We start from the raw sequence: 14,196 nt of genomic DNA, 5'->3' as shown, positions 1-14,196 counted from the left end.
AAAAAATGCCCGCAGATACTGCGGGCATTTTTTTCGTCTTGCGTTACGTCAAATTACTTCGCCGGCGCATCCTTCAAGTGCGGCTTGCGCGCCACGGGCGGGAAGGTGCCGTGACGGCCTGCCGCAAACGTCGCTTCCGTCTGCGACGCTTCCACCTGCACGGCCACCTTGCGCACCTTGGCCACCTGCGCCGCCGTCACCGGTGTGCCGCGGTTGCCCCAGCTAGTCTGGATGAACGTCACCACCTGGGCAGTCTGCTCATCATTGAAAATGTCGGCATACGGCGCCATCGTCAGCGCCGACGGTGCCGTGCGCGTGGCCGGCACGGCACCGCCCGACAGCACGATGTTGATGGCCGAGGTGGGATCGTTCGTCTGCAGCACGGCATTGCCGGCCAGCGCAGGGAAAGCCTTGTCGTAGCCCTTGCCGTCGGAGCGGTGACAGCCGGCGCAGCGGTCCAGGTACAGCTGCGCGCCCTTGGAATTGACGATACCACTGAACAATTGCTTGCCCAGCTTGTCATCGGCCACGAAGGCCGGCGTGGCTGGATTCGACGGCGGCAGGGACTTCAGGTATTTCGCCATCGCCGCCAGGTCGCCATCCGTCATGTGCTGCATGGAATGGGCCACCACATCGTTCATGGCGCCAAACGATGCCGTATGGCTGTTGCGGCCCGTTTTCAGGAATTCGGCGATCTCCGCCGCGCTCCAGCGCGCCAGGCCGCCGCCATGCTCATTGCGCAGCGAGGGCACGGACCAGCCGTCGATGACGCCGCCGCCGGCCAGGAAGGTGGTATTACCCTCGTCCGTCAGCGATTTTTCCTGCATGCCCACGCCGCGCGCCGTGTGGCAAGCGCCGCAGTGGCCCAGGCCCTGCACCAGGTAGGCGCCGCGCAGCAATTGCGCGTCGCCCGTGGCTGGCGCCTTGTAGGGCTGCGGCGTGGGGGCAAACGCCCAGCGCCAGATGGTCAAGGGGAAACGCATCGACAGCGGCCATGGAATGTCTGCCGCCTTGTTCGGCGTCGGGTCCGCCTTCACGCCATGCATGAAGTAGGCGTACAGGGCCTGCATATCCGCCTCGCTCAAACGCGAGTACGACGGATAGGGCATGGCCGGATACACGGTATAGCCATGTTTCGTCACGCCAGTGCGCATCAGCTTGTCGAAATCGGCAAAGCTCCAGTCGCCGATGCCGGCCTTTTTATCCGGCGTGATATTCGTGGAATACACCTTGCCGATCGGCGTTTCCATACCCAGGCCGCCCGCGAACGGCTGGCCCTTGGTGCCGGCCGTATGGCAGGCGATGCAGTCGCCGGCGCGGGCCAGGTATTCGCCCTGGCGTATCAGCTGGGCGTTCGGGACGGTGGCGGCGGCCGACCAGGCGGCGCCGGAGGCGAGCGCCAGCAGCAGCGCGCCCACTGTATGGGTGAATGTATTGTTCATCTTCTTGTTCTTTATCAAGCGACCAGGGGACGGGGATCTTTCAGGTATTGCTCGCGGATGGCCTTGGCCGACCAGTAGGTCAGCGCGCAGGCGAGGCCCGTCGGGTTGTAGCCGATACCGACCGGAAACACGCTGGAACCGACGGCAAACACGTTGTGCACGTCCCAGCTCTGCAGGTAGCGGTTGACGACGCTGGTCTTGCGGTCCGCGCCCATGGCCGTGCCGCCCGCCCAGTGGGTAGTCTGGTAGTTGCGCAAGTCGAGGTGGTCGCCCACGCTCTTGACGGACACCTTGATCGCTTCCGGATTCATGGCCTCGGCCACCTTCATCATCTTGTCGGTGACGAAACGGCTCATCTTGATGTCGTTTTCCTTCCAGTCGAAGGTAAAGCGCAGCAATTGCTGGCCATACTTGTCCGTGTAGGTCGGGTCGAGGTCGACATAGCAGTCGCGATACGTCATGTTGGCGCCGTGGCAGTCGAACGAGACCGTGTTCAAATAACTCTTCTTGACGGCCTTTTTCCAGGCCGCACCCCAGGCGGGCGTACCGTCCGGCGTGGCGATGCCCGAGATGGGCTTGGAGCCGGCCGGGTTGCACCAGGCGGGTGAGCCGCCCACAAAGCCCAGCGGGCCATGGTCGAAATTGTCGCCATTCCAGTCATCGAGCGCGACGCCGGTGCCGCCGGCGCCGATGAAGGGATTCGTGTTCGTGTCTTCCTTGAAGAAAGTCTGGATGGTGGACATCATCTGGTAGGCGATATTGCGCCCCACCACGCCTTCATTGCTGACGGGATCATACGGCTTGCCGATGCCTGACAGCAAAAACAGGTGCGCATTGTTGTAGGCAAAGGCGCTGGCGATGACCAGGTCGGCCGGTTGCTCGACAGCCTTGCCATCCGCATTGATGTAGGTCACGCCCGTTGCACGTTTCTTGCTGCTATCGAGATTGATGCGCACGACGTTGCAATTGGCGCGCAATTCAAAGTTCGCCACCATACGCAGGGCCGGCATGATGTTGACGTTGGGCGAAGCCTTGGAATAGTTATAGCAGGCGTAGCCGGAGCAGAAACCGCAGAAGTTGCACGGTCCCATCTGGCAGCCGTACGGGTTCGTGTACGGGCCGGACGCGTTCGACGAGGCGTTGACGAACGGGTGGTAGCCGACGGCCTTGGCCGCGCGGCGGAACAACTCGGCCGTGTACGGCACTTTTTGCGGCGCCAGCGCGTAATTGTCGGAGCGGTCGGCCTCGAACACATTGCCGTCGCCGACGACGATGCCGTTGACTTTATACGCCTGGCCCGAGGTGCCGAAGACTTTCTCGACGAAATCGAAGTGCGGCTCCAACTCGGCGTAGGTCACGCCAAAGTCCTGGATCGTCATGCCTTCGGGAATGAATTTCTTGCCGTAGCGGCGTTCGTAGTGGCTGCGGATTTGCAGCTCTTCCGGCAAGACGCGCCAATGCATGCCCGACCAGTGCAAGCCCGCGCCCCCCACGCCCGTGCCGGGCTTGAAGGCGCCGATCTGGCGGTAGGGCACGGCCACGCCCGTGATACTGTGGCGGAAGGTGAACGTGCTCTTCGACATATCCTGGAACAGCTTGCTGCGCTGGATGTAGGTCAGCTCGTCGAGGGTCTTCGGATAGGCGCCGTCGGGATAGGTGTCGCGGTACTCGCCGCGTTCCAGCGCGACCACGTTCAGGCCCGCTTCCGTCATTTCCTTGGCCATGATGGCGCCGGTCCAGCCGAAGCCGACAATCACGGCATCGACAGGCTTCATTTTTACATCTGGTTTGATATCACTCATGATGGTTTTTCTTTTTCTTTGATCTGCTACAAAAAGTCTTATGCGATAGAAACAGGCGGCAGCGGGTATTTCTTGCCATACTGCTCCACCCAATCCATGTAATCGGCGCGCGCGCCGGGGAAACCCACCATCTTCCAGGCCAGCATGTCCTTGTTGCCACCGTGGACGGGGTCGCAAAAGTAGCCTTCGCGCGTGTTTTGCAGCAGCTGGTTGAAGAAGACCTTGGCCGGCACTGCGCCGATATCCAGGCTTCCCTTTTCCAATTGCGTGATGACGGCATCGCGCTCGGCCGCGTTCAGCTGCACGAACGGCTTGCCGGACTGTTTGTGCACGGCCGCATTGACGCCGGCCAGGGCGCTCTTGTACAGCTCGCGCGGCGCCATGTGGAACTGGTAGCCGAACTGTTCGATCGAGGGCACGAACGGCCCCTGCATGTACCACAGCGCGCCATACGCGTACGGCGTGTTCATCTGCAAGTCGATGAATTCATGCGCGCCCGACTCCAGCGCGCCCGGCCCTTCGCCATCGGCCGGGATCAGCCGGTCGACCAGTGCGCTCAATGTGGCCCATTCGGTGGCGTCGAAAAAGCGCGGTTTATAGGCAGGCTGGTCCTTGGAGACAGCCATGGCCAGGCCGCCGCCGGCGCCGGCCAGCAAGGCCACGGCAGGCGCGGCGCCGACGGCCTTGCGCAGGAAGTTACGCCGGTGGGGCGAAATCCCGATGATTTTCATAGGTTTTCCTCAGGCGGCACGAGCCGCCACAGTGATGGATGTGGGAGTCAGAAAGAAAATGCGGGCACGCGCCGCTGAGATTGCAGATTTCACGTAGAGATGACTGGAGTATCGCGGCGCGCTGCATCAACCTGCCGGTTAATTGACCAACATGATTGACAAGCAGTTGCTTTGCATTTACGGTGCGCATCGTACCATAATTAAAAGAAACATTCAGAGACAGGTTCGACGTGATTAAAAAAGAGGCAGCGGTGCGTGGCCGCCCGCGCAAGGCGGGCGTGGAAGATGCGGTACTGGAGGCGATCGTCATGCTGGTGCGCCAGCATGGGCTCGACGCCGTGACGATACAGATGGTGGCCGACGTGGCCGGCGTGGGGCGCCAGACGATCTACCGGCGCTGGCCGCGCCGCGAAGACATGCTGCTTGACGCGCTCGTCAAGCGCACGGCGGAAAAGCTGCAGCGCGCGCTCGACATGCCGGATGGCCAGGAAATCGAGGCGATCTGCGCGCGCATCTTCGACAACCTGAACGCCGACGGTCGCTTCACCTGCGATCTCCTGGTGCTGATCCACAATGATGCGGCCGCGCAGCTGCGCTTTCGCGAGCAGATCGTCGCGCCGTGGATCACCCTGGTGGTGCAGCGCTTGGTCAACATCGGCGTGCGCGCCGACCTCGACCTGCGCCTGTTTGCCTTCATGCTGCAATCGGCGCTGGTGTACCAGATGCAACTGGGCGGCCAGCTCGACGCTGCCCTGCAGGAACGTTGCTGCCGCTTTATCCGCAGCATGCTGTAGCACTGGATATAATCGGGGCATCACCTTCTTCGCCACCATCAGAAAGCCAGCCCATGAGCCATGTATTTCCCGCCAGCCTGCAAGCGCCGCGCAGCCGTTTAAGCAGCAACGGTCCCGAACTGTCGCGCATCGTCGCCGGCATGTGGCGCATCGGCGAGTGGAATATGTCGGCGCAGCAGCGCCTGGCCTTCATCGAGCAATGCCTGGCGCTGGGCGTGACCAGTTTCGACCATGCCGATATCTATGGTGATTACAGCGCCGAAGGCCTGTTCGGCGAAGCGCTGGCCCTGCAGCCGGGCTTGCGCGACAAGATGGAACTGGTCAGCAAATGCGGCATCAAGCTGCTGTCGCCGCACCGGCCCGGCCACGCCATCCAGCATTACGACACGAGCGCGGCGCACATCACCAGTTCCGTGGAACACACTTTGCGCCAGTTGCACACGGACCGCCTGGACTTGCTGCTGATCCACCGTCCCGACCCCCTGATGGATTTTGACGAGATCGCCGGCGCCTTCACCCAGCTGCAGCAGGCGGGCAAGGTCTTGCACTTTGGCGTGTCGAATTTCAGCCGCCACCAGTTCGAGTGCCTGCACCGGCGCTTCCCGCTGGTGACGAACCAGGTGGAATTTTCGCCGCTGCACGTGGCGCCGCTGTTCGATGAAACCTTCGACGGCTTGCAGGATGTGGGGGTGGCGCCGATGATCTGGTCGCCGCTGGCCGGTGGCCGCCTGTTCCAGGGCGGCGACGCGAATGTGGAGAATTTGCGCAATGTCATCAAGCAGATCGCCGACCAGCTGCAGCGTCCGTTTGCCAGCGTGGTGTTTGCCTGGATCATGCAACTGCCATGCCGTCCCCTGCCACTGACGGGCACGGGCCGCATCGAGGCCGTGGGCGTGGCCGTGGAAGGCACGCAGTTCACGCTCAGCCGCAGCGACTGGTTCGCCATCCTGCGTGCCGCGCGCGGGCACGAGGTGGCTTAATACTTAGAAGGTCTAACAACCGTATCTAGTCGATCTCGTCAGGGTCGTTGAATACCTGCGGCAGCGCAATACCGCGCCAGCCCAGGTACCACGCCAGGTTGAGCAGCAGGGTGGCGGCGATGTAGACGGCGAAGAACAGCGCGAAGAAGCTGGTCTTCAGCCACACCAGCAGGGCGATGGCGACGATCAGCACCAGCAGCGCGGCCAGGCTTTTCTTTTGCTTGGAGCTGGGGAAACGCAAGGTCGACACCATCAGGCTGCCCACGCCCACCAGCAGCAGCATCAGCAGATAGCTGTGCAGCATGGAATCGATGGGCGCCGGCCACGCCACCACCACGGCCGCCACGCAAGCGGCCCCGGCCGTGATCGGCATGCCGACGAAATACAGGGGATCGGTACGCCCCACGTTCACATTGAAACGCGCCAGGCGCATGGCGCCGCACGCGACAAAGAAGAAGCTGGCCATGCCGCCAAAGCGCAGCAGCAGCGGATCGTGCACGCCCATCTGCACAAAACCGTAGCAGTACAACAGGACGGCCGGGGCGCAGCCGAAATTCATCACGTCGGCGATGGAATCGAGCTGCACGCCAAACTGCGAACTGGTGTTCGTCAGGCGCGCGACATAGCCGTCGAGCGCATCGAACACGCCGGCCAGCACCAGCAAGGCGGCGGCCAGGCGGTAGGCATCGGCGTCGCCGACAGTCGCGTTATCGACGGAAATGACGATGCTGGCAAAACCGCAGGCTATCGAAAGCAAAGTCACCATGCTGGGCAAGGCGTACTTGGCGCGCTGCAGGCGCGACTTGGGCAATGTGTTCAAATTTGTGGGCAATCAAAGAAATCGGTAATGAGGCTACGCAGCGGCAAACGCTGCACTATGCTCATTCTACCCTGCGCAGCTGCGGCACCGTCCGCGCACGAGCGCGCGACATATCTTGTCATGGATGCTCTACGGCATATAAAAATGCCTTAGAATCGTTTTACAGGGCAGCACGTTGGCTTACCGCTGTCCGCCTACCTATACAGGAGTCAACTTGATTGTCTCGTCACTGCGTTGGAAATACTGGATACCCGCCCTGCTGAGCGCAGCCCTGCTGAGCGCCTGTGGTGGCGGCGATAGCGGCGACAAGACGTCGCTGAGCACCTCGACCCCGGCCGGGCAGCTGACACAGGAGCCCGGTGCTCCCGTCCTCAGCAACAATATTGCCACCGATGGCTTCAACTGGTTCAACTACCGGCGCAGCCAGATCGGCCTGTCGCCAATGGTGCGCAATGGCTTGATCGACAGCGCGGCCCTGGGCCATTCCAACTACTTGAATCTCAACAATACAGTGGCGCACGAGCAAGTGCAGGGCAAGCCCGGCTTTACCGGCGTCAAACTGGGCGACCGCCTGGCCAAGGCCGGCTACGTCGTCACGTCGCTGCAGGGCGAAGTCATCGCTGGCGCCAGCAACACGTCCGGCTTTTACCTGGCCGAGGAACTGGTCACGGCCATTTATCACCGCTTCGTCATTTTCGAGCCCCTCTTCAAGGAAGGGGGCGCGGGCGCGGCCGTCAGTGGCGCCGGCTATGCGTATTTCACCACCGACCTGGCCGGTAACCGCAGCTATGGCTCCGGGCTGGCGGCAGGGAAAATCGTCACCTACCCATTCGGCGGCCAGCAAAAGGTAGCCGTCAGTTTTTCCAGCGATAACGAAGCACCCGATCCCGTGCCGAACCAGGACGTGGTCGGCTACCCGATCAGCGTGCATGCCAACTACGGCACGACCGTCAGCGTGACCACGTTCAGCGTGCGCCAGCGCGGTGCCGCCGCGGACTTGACGGTGCGCCTGCTCACCAGCGGCAATGATGCACATACGCCAGTCTCGGCCGCGTCCATCATCCCGCTGGCGCCGCTGCTGGCGAACACGGCCTATGACGTGAGTTTCATCGGCAAAGTCAATGGTGCGGACGTCACGCAGAGCTGGTCATTCACGACACGCTAGCGATTTTGCCGACTGCCAAGCGGGCGCAGCGTCGGGGACGACTGGATGTAGAATAGCTGTTCCTGCTTTACGGCAATTGACAAGTTTTCGGGCGCTCTGCACAGCATGCTGAAACCACACGCCACTTGCGATGATGATGCCGCCGTTGCGGCATCCGACATGGTCCGTATTCTCGATGTCGAGAACGGACTGGGCCGCATCATGGGCGACCGCATCCTGTACCTGAAAATCCTGCGCCGCTTCCTGCATGACCACGGCACCACGCCGTGCCAGATCCGCGCCGAATTCGACACGGGCAACTATGCCTCCGCGCGCCTGAAGGCGCACACCTTGAAGGGCGCCGCCGGCATGATCGGTGCGCGCCACGTGCATGGCCTGGCCGAAACGCTGGAGTCGGCACTGCGTGCGCAAGCGCCCGACCTGGCCCGGCAAATGCTGCAGCTGGAACTGGCGCAGGATCAATTGCTGGGCGCGGTCAGCAGCATGCTGGGCACGCCGGAGGCAACCCACACGGCGGCGCAGGACGTGGCGCCCGATCCGGCCGCGCCCGCCATCCAGCTGCTGCTGGCGCGCCTGGCCAGCCATCTGCGCGAAGGCGACGGGGCGGCCATCGACATCCTGGAAAACTCGGCCAGCCTGCTGGCGGCCAGCCTGGGTGTCAACGTCTACCAGGAGGTGGCAGCCGCCGCGCACGAGTTCGATTTCGACGGCGCGCTGGCGGCACTGCTGCGGCGCCGCTAGTCTCCACGCTCAACGGTGGTATTGCGCCTCTTCCGCGTAAGCCATGCCGCAACTCTTGCCGCAAAAGCGGCGCACGGCGTCGAGCGGCTTGTCGCAGTACCAGCACGCGCCTTTTGGCGGCAAGGTAGCGATCAATTCCGGCATGGCGGGCAATGCCGCCAGCACCTCTCCCTCGCGTTCCACGACGTCCGGCTGTTTGCTGTCCATGGCGCTTCCTTTCCTAGCGGCACTTCAAGGCCGCTCAGCAAGATTACGTCAGCACAGTTTGAAGCCCATGACATTTCTCAACGGCGGCCACGCTTGCCCCATCGGCACTTTGAAATTTCCAAACGACAACGTTGTCACTTCTCACTACAATCAGTGCTCCGTTCACTTGCGCGCTCGCCATGAAACACATCCCTCTGCTACTCTCCTGCCTGCTGCTCAGCGCCTGCGCCACGCGCGCGCCCACTGCCTATACCCTCAATTCGGGCGCCGAACGCACGCCGGAGCAATTGGCGGTGGTGTTCGAACACGCCGACATGACCTTGCGCATCGACCCGGCCAGCCGCAGCATCGCCGGCGACGCGCGCCTGACCTTCCTGGCCACGCAGCCGATCTCGCGTTTCGCGCTGGACCTGGACCGCAACCTGCCGGTCGATGCCATCGAAATCGACGGCAAGGCGCTGCGGCCGCAAGACTATGCCAACCCGGACGGGCGCCTGAGCATGACCTTGCCGGCCACCCTCGCGGCAGGCGCGCGCACCACCATCCGCATCGTCTACCACGGCGTGCCGCACGTCGCCGTGAAAGCGCCGTGGGATGGCGGCATGGTGTGGTCGAGCACAGCCGATGGCGCGCCGTGGATCGCCAGCGCCGTGCAGGGCGAGGGCTGCGACCTGTTCTGGCCCTGCATCGACCATCCGATGGGCAAGGCCCAGCTGATCGACCAGCACATCCAGGTACCGGCGCCGCTGGTGGCGGCCGGCAACGGCATCGCGCTCGGCATGGATGAGGCCAACGGCTGGCGCACCTGGCACTGGCGCGCCAAACACCCGAGCACGTATGGCATCGCCCTCAACGTGGCGCCCTACCGCAGCCTGCAGGGCGAGTATGCGAGCCGCTACGGCAACCGCATCCCCCTGCAGTTCTGGTACTTGCCGGAAAGCGAGGCGAAGGCGGGCGCCCTGTTCGCGGAATTGCCGCCCATGCTAGATTTTTTTGAAAGCGTCATCGGCCCCTACCCGTTTGGCGATGAGAAAGTCGGTATCGCCGAAACGCCGCACAAGGGCATGGAACACCAGACCATCAATGCCTATGGCAACAAATTCGCCAAGACCAGCTATGGCTACGATGAGCTGCTGCAACATGAATTCGCCCATGAATGGTTCGGCAACCAGCTCACCAACAGCAACTGGGACGATATGTGGCTGCACGAAGGTTTCGGCACGTATATGCAACCGCTGTACATGCAGTATCTGCGGGGAGAACAGGAGTATTTTGCTTCGTTGCAGCAAATGCGCGCCGGCATCGTCAACAAGGCTCCCATGGTCTCGGGCAAGCCGAAAAGCGAGGAAGAAGTCTACGACCTGAAAAAGGGCGGGCCGGGCGGCGACATTTATGTGAAAGGAGCGCTGGTGCTGCACACCTTGCGCGGCCTGATCGGCGACGACGCGTTCTTCCGCGCCGTGCGCCTGCTCGTCTACGGCACGGAACAGCCGCAGCCGGGCCAGTTCCAGCCGCGCTATGGCAGCACGACGGAGTTCATGGCCATCGTCAACAAAGTCACGGGCAGCAATTACGACTGGTTCTTCCAGGCCTATCTGTACCAGGCCGCGCTGCCGGAACTGTCCGCCGTGCGTGACGGCGACACCCTGCGCCTGCTATGGAAGACACCTGCCGACATTGCCTTCCCGATGCCGGTGGAAGTGCGTATCGGCAAGGAAATCCATACCGTTTCCATGTCGCTGGGCTTTGGCGAACTGCCCCTGCCGGCTGGCGCCACGTACACGCTCGACCCGCACTCGCGCGTGCTGCGCCGCGCAGAGCATATCGAAACGTTCCAGGAATTCAGGGAAGAGCAGGCCAAGCACAAGAAGAGCTAGCTGCCGCAAGTCAGGGCAGCCGCTATTTCCGGAAACTGCGCACCGCGTCATTGGCATTATCGGCAATGATTTTTTGCAGCGTCGGCTGCCCTGCATACTTGGCGGACAGCCGTTTCCACTGCCGCTGCGCCTGGCCGCATGAGCTGGCGACGGCTTGCGTGATCTCGCGCTGGCGCGCCTTGTCGTTGTCATCCCATTCGCCGGCAAAGTGTTCGCACATTTGCGCATGCTCAATGAACTGCGCCACGTCGCGCGGCAGCTTTTCCTCTGCTTGAGCCAGCAAGGGCAGACAGCACAGTGCGGCAGCGATCAACATTTTCATCGCTTCCCCTTACTTGCCGATACAGAAACGGCTGAAGATCACGCCCAGCAGATCGTCAGGCGAAAACTCGCCCGTGATGCTCGACAACTGCACCTGCGCCAGGCGCAGTTCTTCGGCGAACAGGTCCAGCGACTGGTCGTCCTGCGCCGCGTGCTCGGCGGCGATGTCCAGATGCTTGCCGGCCGATTTCAAGGCGATCAAATGGCGTTCGCGCGCCAGGTACAGCGATTCGCCCGTCTGCTGCCAGCCGGCGATGCGCAAGAGCTCGGCGCGCAAGAGGTCAATGCCGATGTGCTCGTGCGCCGACAGATACACGTGCGTGGCGTCAGGCAGGTTGTCGACGCTGGGCTTGTGGCCCGACAGGTCGATCTTGTTCCACACGCGCACCACGGGCACCCCTTCGGGGAAGGCGGCAACGATGGTTTCATCGGCCAGGGTGGGGCCATGGTCGGCATCCAACAGGTGCAGGATCACGTCGGCCTTGCCGATCTCTCCCCACGTGCGTTCGATGCCGATGCGCTCGACGGCGTCGATGGTGTCGCCCGCGCTGCGGATGCCGGCCGTATCGATGATGTTGAGCGGAATGCCCTCGATCTGGATGGTTTCGCTGACCTTGTCGCGCGTGGTGCCGGCGATCGGCGTAACGATCGCCACGTCGGCGCCAGCCAGCGCGTTCAGCAGCGACGACTTGCCCACGTTGGGCTGGCCCGCCAGCACGACATTGAGGCCTTCGCGCAGCAGCGCGCCCTGCGCCGCCTGCGCAAACACTTTATGCAATGCTTCGATGACGGCTTTCAACTGGCCGCGCGCATTCGATTTTTCCAGGAAATCGATTTCCTCTTCCGGGAAATCCAGGGTCGCTTCAACCAGCATGCGCAGTCCCGTCACCTGCTCCACCAGCGCGTGGATCGTGTTGGAAAACGCGCCCGACAGCGATTGCGAAGCGGACTTGGCGGCCGCCTCCGTGGAGGCATCAATTAGATCGGCCACGGCTTCGGCTTGCGCCAGATCAAGCTTGTCATTCAAAAACGCGCGGCGCGTGAATTCGCCCGGTTCGGCCAGGCGCAAGCCGCTGTCACGGCCCGCTTCCAGCACGCGCGCCAACAGCAGTTGCAGCACCACGGGGCCGCCATGGCCCTGCAATTCCAGCACGTCTTCGCCCGTGTACGAATGCGGACCCTTGAAGTGGATGGCGATGCCCTGGTCGATGATGGCGCCATCGCTTTCCGTGAATGGCAGATAGGTGGCGTGGCGCGGTTTCAGTTGCTGCGCGCCGAACAGGGCGGCCATCAAAGGGGCGAGATTTTTGCCGGAGGCGCGTACCACGCCGATGCCGCCGCGTCCGGGAGCGGTGGCGATGGCGGCGATAGGGGAAGAGTCGAGTTTCATGGGGATATTGTAATAGGTACGGCAAGGGAAGGTGCAGCAACGTAGCTCGGCTTAGCGCGCAGCGCGTAAGCCGACGCAGCACACGCTGGCGATAGTGTCGGATTACGCGTGGCCTTGCCACGCTAATCCGACCTACAAGAATTAAAAAGCCCGCACTAGGCGGGCTTTCTGTTCGCTGGCCGGACTTACTTGACGGCAGGCGCGTATTTCTTGGTGATCACCCATTGCTGGCCGATCGACAGGACGTTGTTGACGACCCAGTAGAGTACCAAGCCCGACGGGAAGAAGAAGAACATCACCGAGAATGCCAGTGGCATGAACAGCATCATCTTCGCTTGCATCGGATCGGCCGGAGCCGGGTTCAGCTTGGTCGTGATGAACATCGAGATCGCGTACAGCACGGGCAGGATGCACCATGGGTCATGCTGGGCCAGGTCGGTGATCCAGCCGATCCATGGCGCGCCGCGGATTTCCACGGACGCGTTCAAGACCCAGTACAGGGCGATAAAGACGGGCATCTGGATCAAAATCGGCAGGCAGCCGCCCAGCGGATTGATCTTTTCCGTCTTGTACAGCTCCATCGTGGCCTGGTTCATCTTTTGCGGATCGCCCTTGAAGCGTTCGCGGATGGCTTGCATCTTCGGCGTGACCAGTTTCATCTTGGCCATGCTGCGGTAGCCGGCGGCCGACAGCGGGAAGAACAGCAGCTTGATCAGGATCGTGAAGGCGATGATGGTCCAGCCCCAGTTGCCCAGCACGCTGTGGATCTGTTCCATGACCCAGAACATCGGCTTGGCGATGATGGTCAGCCAGCCATAATCCTTGACCAGTTCCAGGCCAGGCGAGACGTTTTCCAGCAGGTGCGCGATTTGCGGACCCGAGTACAGCTTGCTGTCCATGCTGGCCGAGGCGCCTGGCGCCAGGGTTGGCAGGGGCAGCACGTTGCCGATGGCGTACAGGTTGGGGCCGACCTTCTTCGTGAAGATGTCGCGCTTGGCGTTCTCAGGCGGAACGAAAGCGGACACGAAGAAGTGTTGCGAAATCGCAAACCAGCCGCCATTCGCCGTCGCCGGATGCAAGCCCTTCATGGCATTGTCGTTGCCCTTCTTCTCGTCTTCTGCGGCCGCTTTTTCGATTTTCTCGAACGTCAGCTTCTGGTACTTGTCTTGCGGTGTGTACAGGGTCGGACCGGTGAAGCTGCTGTTGAAGAACGAGTCGCCGACCGGCTTGTTGCCGTCATGCGTCAGTTGCAGATACAGCTGCGGCGTGACAGGCGCCGCGCCCACGTTGGACACGTCGTGGCGCACGTCGATGACGTAGTCGCCGCGCTTGAAGGTAAACGTCTTGGTCAGCTTGACGCCGCCTTCGACCGCTTCCATCACCAGTTGGATCTGCTTGCCGTCGGCCAGGGTACGTACGCCAGGCTGCACGGTGAAGCCGCTCGCGTGGGTAGGGAATGGACCGCCGACCAGGCCCGATTGCGCCAGGTAAGTGTGGTTCGCGCCTTCGTCGAACAGCACTTCGTTTTGCTTGCCGTCGTCAGGCTGGCACCATTTGAACAGGCCGAAGCAACCGCCGAACCAGCCCGGATTGCCCGCGCCCTTGAATTTCAGCAATTCCAAACGCTTGACCTGGCCGCCCAGGGTGTCGATATCGACCTTGATGACGTCGGTGGTGATAGTAATCACTTCGCGCTTGAACGCGGCGGGATCGACAGCCTCGCCCGGCAGGGCAGGCACGCCTGCCGCAGCTGGCAGGGCAGCCGTCTTGGCAGGGGTCGCAGGCGCCTTGGCGGTTTGTTCCGTGTTCGCGGAGAACATCGACGGCTTGCCGTTCGAGATCATCCATTCGTTCCAGAGAATTACCAGCGAGACGGAAAACACGATCCACAGGATGGTACGTTTATTGATATCCATTAGGGTATTT

13 protein-coding genes are annotated in these 14,196 nt (G+C 62.3%); 5 read left to right on the top strand and 8 right to left on the bottom strand.

Annotation, left to right across the window (positions count from 1 at the left end; all coding sequences use genetic code 11):
- Positions 1-53 precede the first annotated feature (53 nt).
- Genes CSQ91_RS27710 through CSQ91_RS27700 form a run of 3 tightly spaced genes read right to left on the bottom strand, consistent with a single transcriptional unit; the run spans position 54 to position 3,975 of the window.
- Entirely contained in the window at positions 54-1,442 is a 1,389-nt protein-coding gene (locus CSQ91_RS27710) for a cytochrome c (protein WP_099390214.1), read from the bottom strand.
- Positions 1,443-1,456: 14 nt separating this feature from the next.
- Positions 1,457-3,244 (bottom strand): GMC family oxidoreductase, encoded by a 1,788-nt coding sequence (locus tag CSQ91_RS27705; RefSeq protein ID WP_373630601.1) that lies wholly within the window; start codon positions 3,242-3,244, stop codon positions 1,457-1,459.
- A gap of 38 nt (positions 3,245-3,282) precedes the next feature.
- Complete coding sequence (locus tag CSQ91_RS27700) at positions 3,283-3,975, bottom strand: gluconate 2-dehydrogenase subunit 3 family protein (RefSeq protein WP_099390192.1); 693 nt, start codon at positions 3,973-3,975, stop codon at positions 3,283-3,285.
- Between the two features lie 251 nt (positions 3,976-4,226).
- Here CSQ91_RS27700 and CSQ91_RS27695 point away from each other — a divergent pair, with 251 nt between their 5' ends.
- Together CSQ91_RS27695 and CSQ91_RS27690 are read left to right on the top strand one after the other, a co-directional pair.
- A complete protein-coding gene (locus tag CSQ91_RS27695) occupies positions 4,227-4,769 on the top strand; it encodes a TetR/AcrR family transcriptional regulator (RefSeq protein WP_213086523.1) in 543 nt (180 codons plus the stop codon).
- A 53-nt stretch (positions 4,770-4,822) separates the two neighbouring features.
- On the top strand, positions 4,823-5,749 hold the full coding sequence (locus CSQ91_RS27690; RefSeq protein ID WP_070258735.1) for an aldo/keto reductase: 927 nt from the start codon (positions 4,823-4,825) through the stop codon (positions 5,747-5,749).
- A 25-nt stretch (positions 5,750-5,774) separates the two neighbouring features.
- On the opposite strand, the gene pssA is transcribed toward CSQ91_RS27690, so the two are convergent.
- The gene (gene pssA, locus CSQ91_RS27685; protein ID WP_225243950.1) at positions 5,775-6,515 is read right to left on the bottom strand and encodes a CDP-diacylglycerol--serine O-phosphatidyltransferase; all 741 of its coding nucleotides are present in this window, start codon (positions 6,513-6,515) and stop codon (positions 5,775-5,777) included.
- Between the two features lie 268 nt (positions 6,516-6,783).
- On the opposite strand from pssA, the gene CSQ91_RS27680 reads away from it, so the two are divergent.
- Both CSQ91_RS27680 and CSQ91_RS27675 read left to right on the top strand, forming a co-directional pair.
- The gene (locus CSQ91_RS27680) at positions 6,784-7,734 is read left to right on the top strand and encodes a CAP domain-containing protein (protein WP_306508876.1); all 951 of its coding nucleotides are present in this window, start codon (positions 6,784-6,786) and stop codon (positions 7,732-7,734) included.
- Between the two features lie 105 nt (positions 7,735-7,839).
- Positions 7,840-8,475 (top strand): Hpt domain-containing protein, encoded by a 636-nt coding sequence (locus tag CSQ91_RS27675; protein WP_034781319.1) that lies wholly within the window; start codon positions 7,840-7,842, stop codon positions 8,473-8,475.
- A 9-nt stretch (positions 8,476-8,484) separates the two neighbouring features.
- Here the strand turns inward: CSQ91_RS27675 and CSQ91_RS27670 are convergent, their stop codons facing one another.
- Entirely contained in the window at positions 8,485-8,682 is a 198-nt protein-coding gene (locus tag CSQ91_RS27670) for a hypothetical protein (RefSeq protein WP_034781317.1), read from the bottom strand.
- A gap of 179 nt (positions 8,683-8,861) precedes the next feature.
- On the opposite strand from CSQ91_RS27670, the gene CSQ91_RS27665 reads away from it, so the two are divergent.
- A complete protein-coding gene (locus CSQ91_RS27665) occupies positions 8,862-10,559 on the top strand; it encodes a M1 family metallopeptidase (RefSeq protein WP_099390191.1) in 1,698 nt (565 codons plus the stop codon).
- A 22-nt stretch (positions 10,560-10,581) separates the two neighbouring features.
- Here the strand turns inward: CSQ91_RS27665 and CSQ91_RS27660 are convergent, their stop codons facing one another.
- From CSQ91_RS27660 to yidC, 3 genes are all read right to left on the bottom strand, one after another.
- Complete coding sequence (locus CSQ91_RS27660) at positions 10,582-10,881, bottom strand: hypothetical protein (RefSeq protein ID WP_070258731.1); 300 nt, start codon at positions 10,879-10,881, stop codon at positions 10,582-10,584.
- Positions 10,882-10,890: 9 nt separating this feature from the next.
- The gene (gene mnmE, locus CSQ91_RS27655; RefSeq protein WP_099390189.1) at positions 10,891-12,270 is read right to left on the bottom strand and encodes a tRNA uridine-5-carboxymethylaminomethyl(34) synthesis GTPase MnmE; all 1,380 of its coding nucleotides are present in this window, start codon (positions 12,268-12,270) and stop codon (positions 10,891-10,893) included.
- A gap of 185 nt (positions 12,271-12,455) precedes the next feature.
- Complete coding sequence (yidC, locus tag CSQ91_RS27650) at positions 12,456-14,186, bottom strand: membrane protein insertase YidC (RefSeq protein ID WP_070258727.1); 1,731 nt, start codon at positions 14,184-14,186, stop codon at positions 12,456-12,458.
- Between the last annotated feature and the right edge of the window lie 10 nt (positions 14,187-14,196).

The organism is Janthinobacterium sp. BJB301 (assembly GCF_002735685.1).
Taxonomy (GTDB): Bacteria; Pseudomonadota; Gammaproteobacteria; order Burkholderiales; family Burkholderiaceae_D; genus Janthinobacterium; species Janthinobacterium lividum.
The sequence above is the reverse complement of the archived record's forward strand: the minus strand, read 5'-3'. Positions and strand labels throughout refer to the sequence as shown.

Coding starts and splice junctions, on each gene's coding strand:
- yidC (WP_070258727.1), bottom strand. CDS start 14,186: ATGGATATCAATAAACGTACCATCCTGTGGATCGTGTTTTCCGTCTCG.
- CSQ91_RS27690 (WP_070258735.1), top strand. CDS start 4,823: ATGAGCCATGTATTTCCCGCCAGCCTGCAAGCGCCGCGCAGCCGTTTA.
- pssA (WP_225243950.1), bottom strand. CDS start 6,515: ATGGTGACTTTGCTTTCGATAGCCTGCGGTTTTGCCAGCATCGTCATT.
- mnmE (WP_099390189.1), bottom strand. CDS start 12,270: ATGAAACTCGACTCTTCCCCTATCGCCGCCATCGCCACCGCTCCCGGA.
- CSQ91_RS27670 (WP_034781317.1), bottom strand. CDS start 8,682: ATGGACAGCAAACAGCCGGACGTCGTGGAACGCGAGGGAGAGGTGCTG.
- CSQ91_RS27710 (WP_099390214.1), bottom strand. CDS start 1,442: ATGAACAATACATTCACCCATACAGTGGGCGCGCTGCTGCTGGCGCTC.
- CSQ91_RS27665 (WP_099390191.1), top strand. CDS start 8,862: ATGAAACACATCCCTCTGCTACTCTCCTGCCTGCTGCTCAGCGCCTGC.
- CSQ91_RS27705 (WP_373630601.1), bottom strand. CDS start 3,244: ATGAGTGATATCAAACCAGATGTAAAAATGAAGCCTGTCGATGCCGTG.
- CSQ91_RS27675 (WP_034781319.1), top strand. CDS start 7,840: ATGCTGAAACCACACGCCACTTGCGATGATGATGCCGCCGTTGCGGCA.
- CSQ91_RS27660 (WP_070258731.1), bottom strand. CDS start 10,881: ATGAAAATGTTGATCGCTGCCGCACTGTGCTGTCTGCCCTTGCTGGCT.
- CSQ91_RS27700 (WP_099390192.1), bottom strand. CDS start 3,975: ATGAAAATCATCGGGATTTCGCCCCACCGGCGTAACTTCCTGCGCAAG.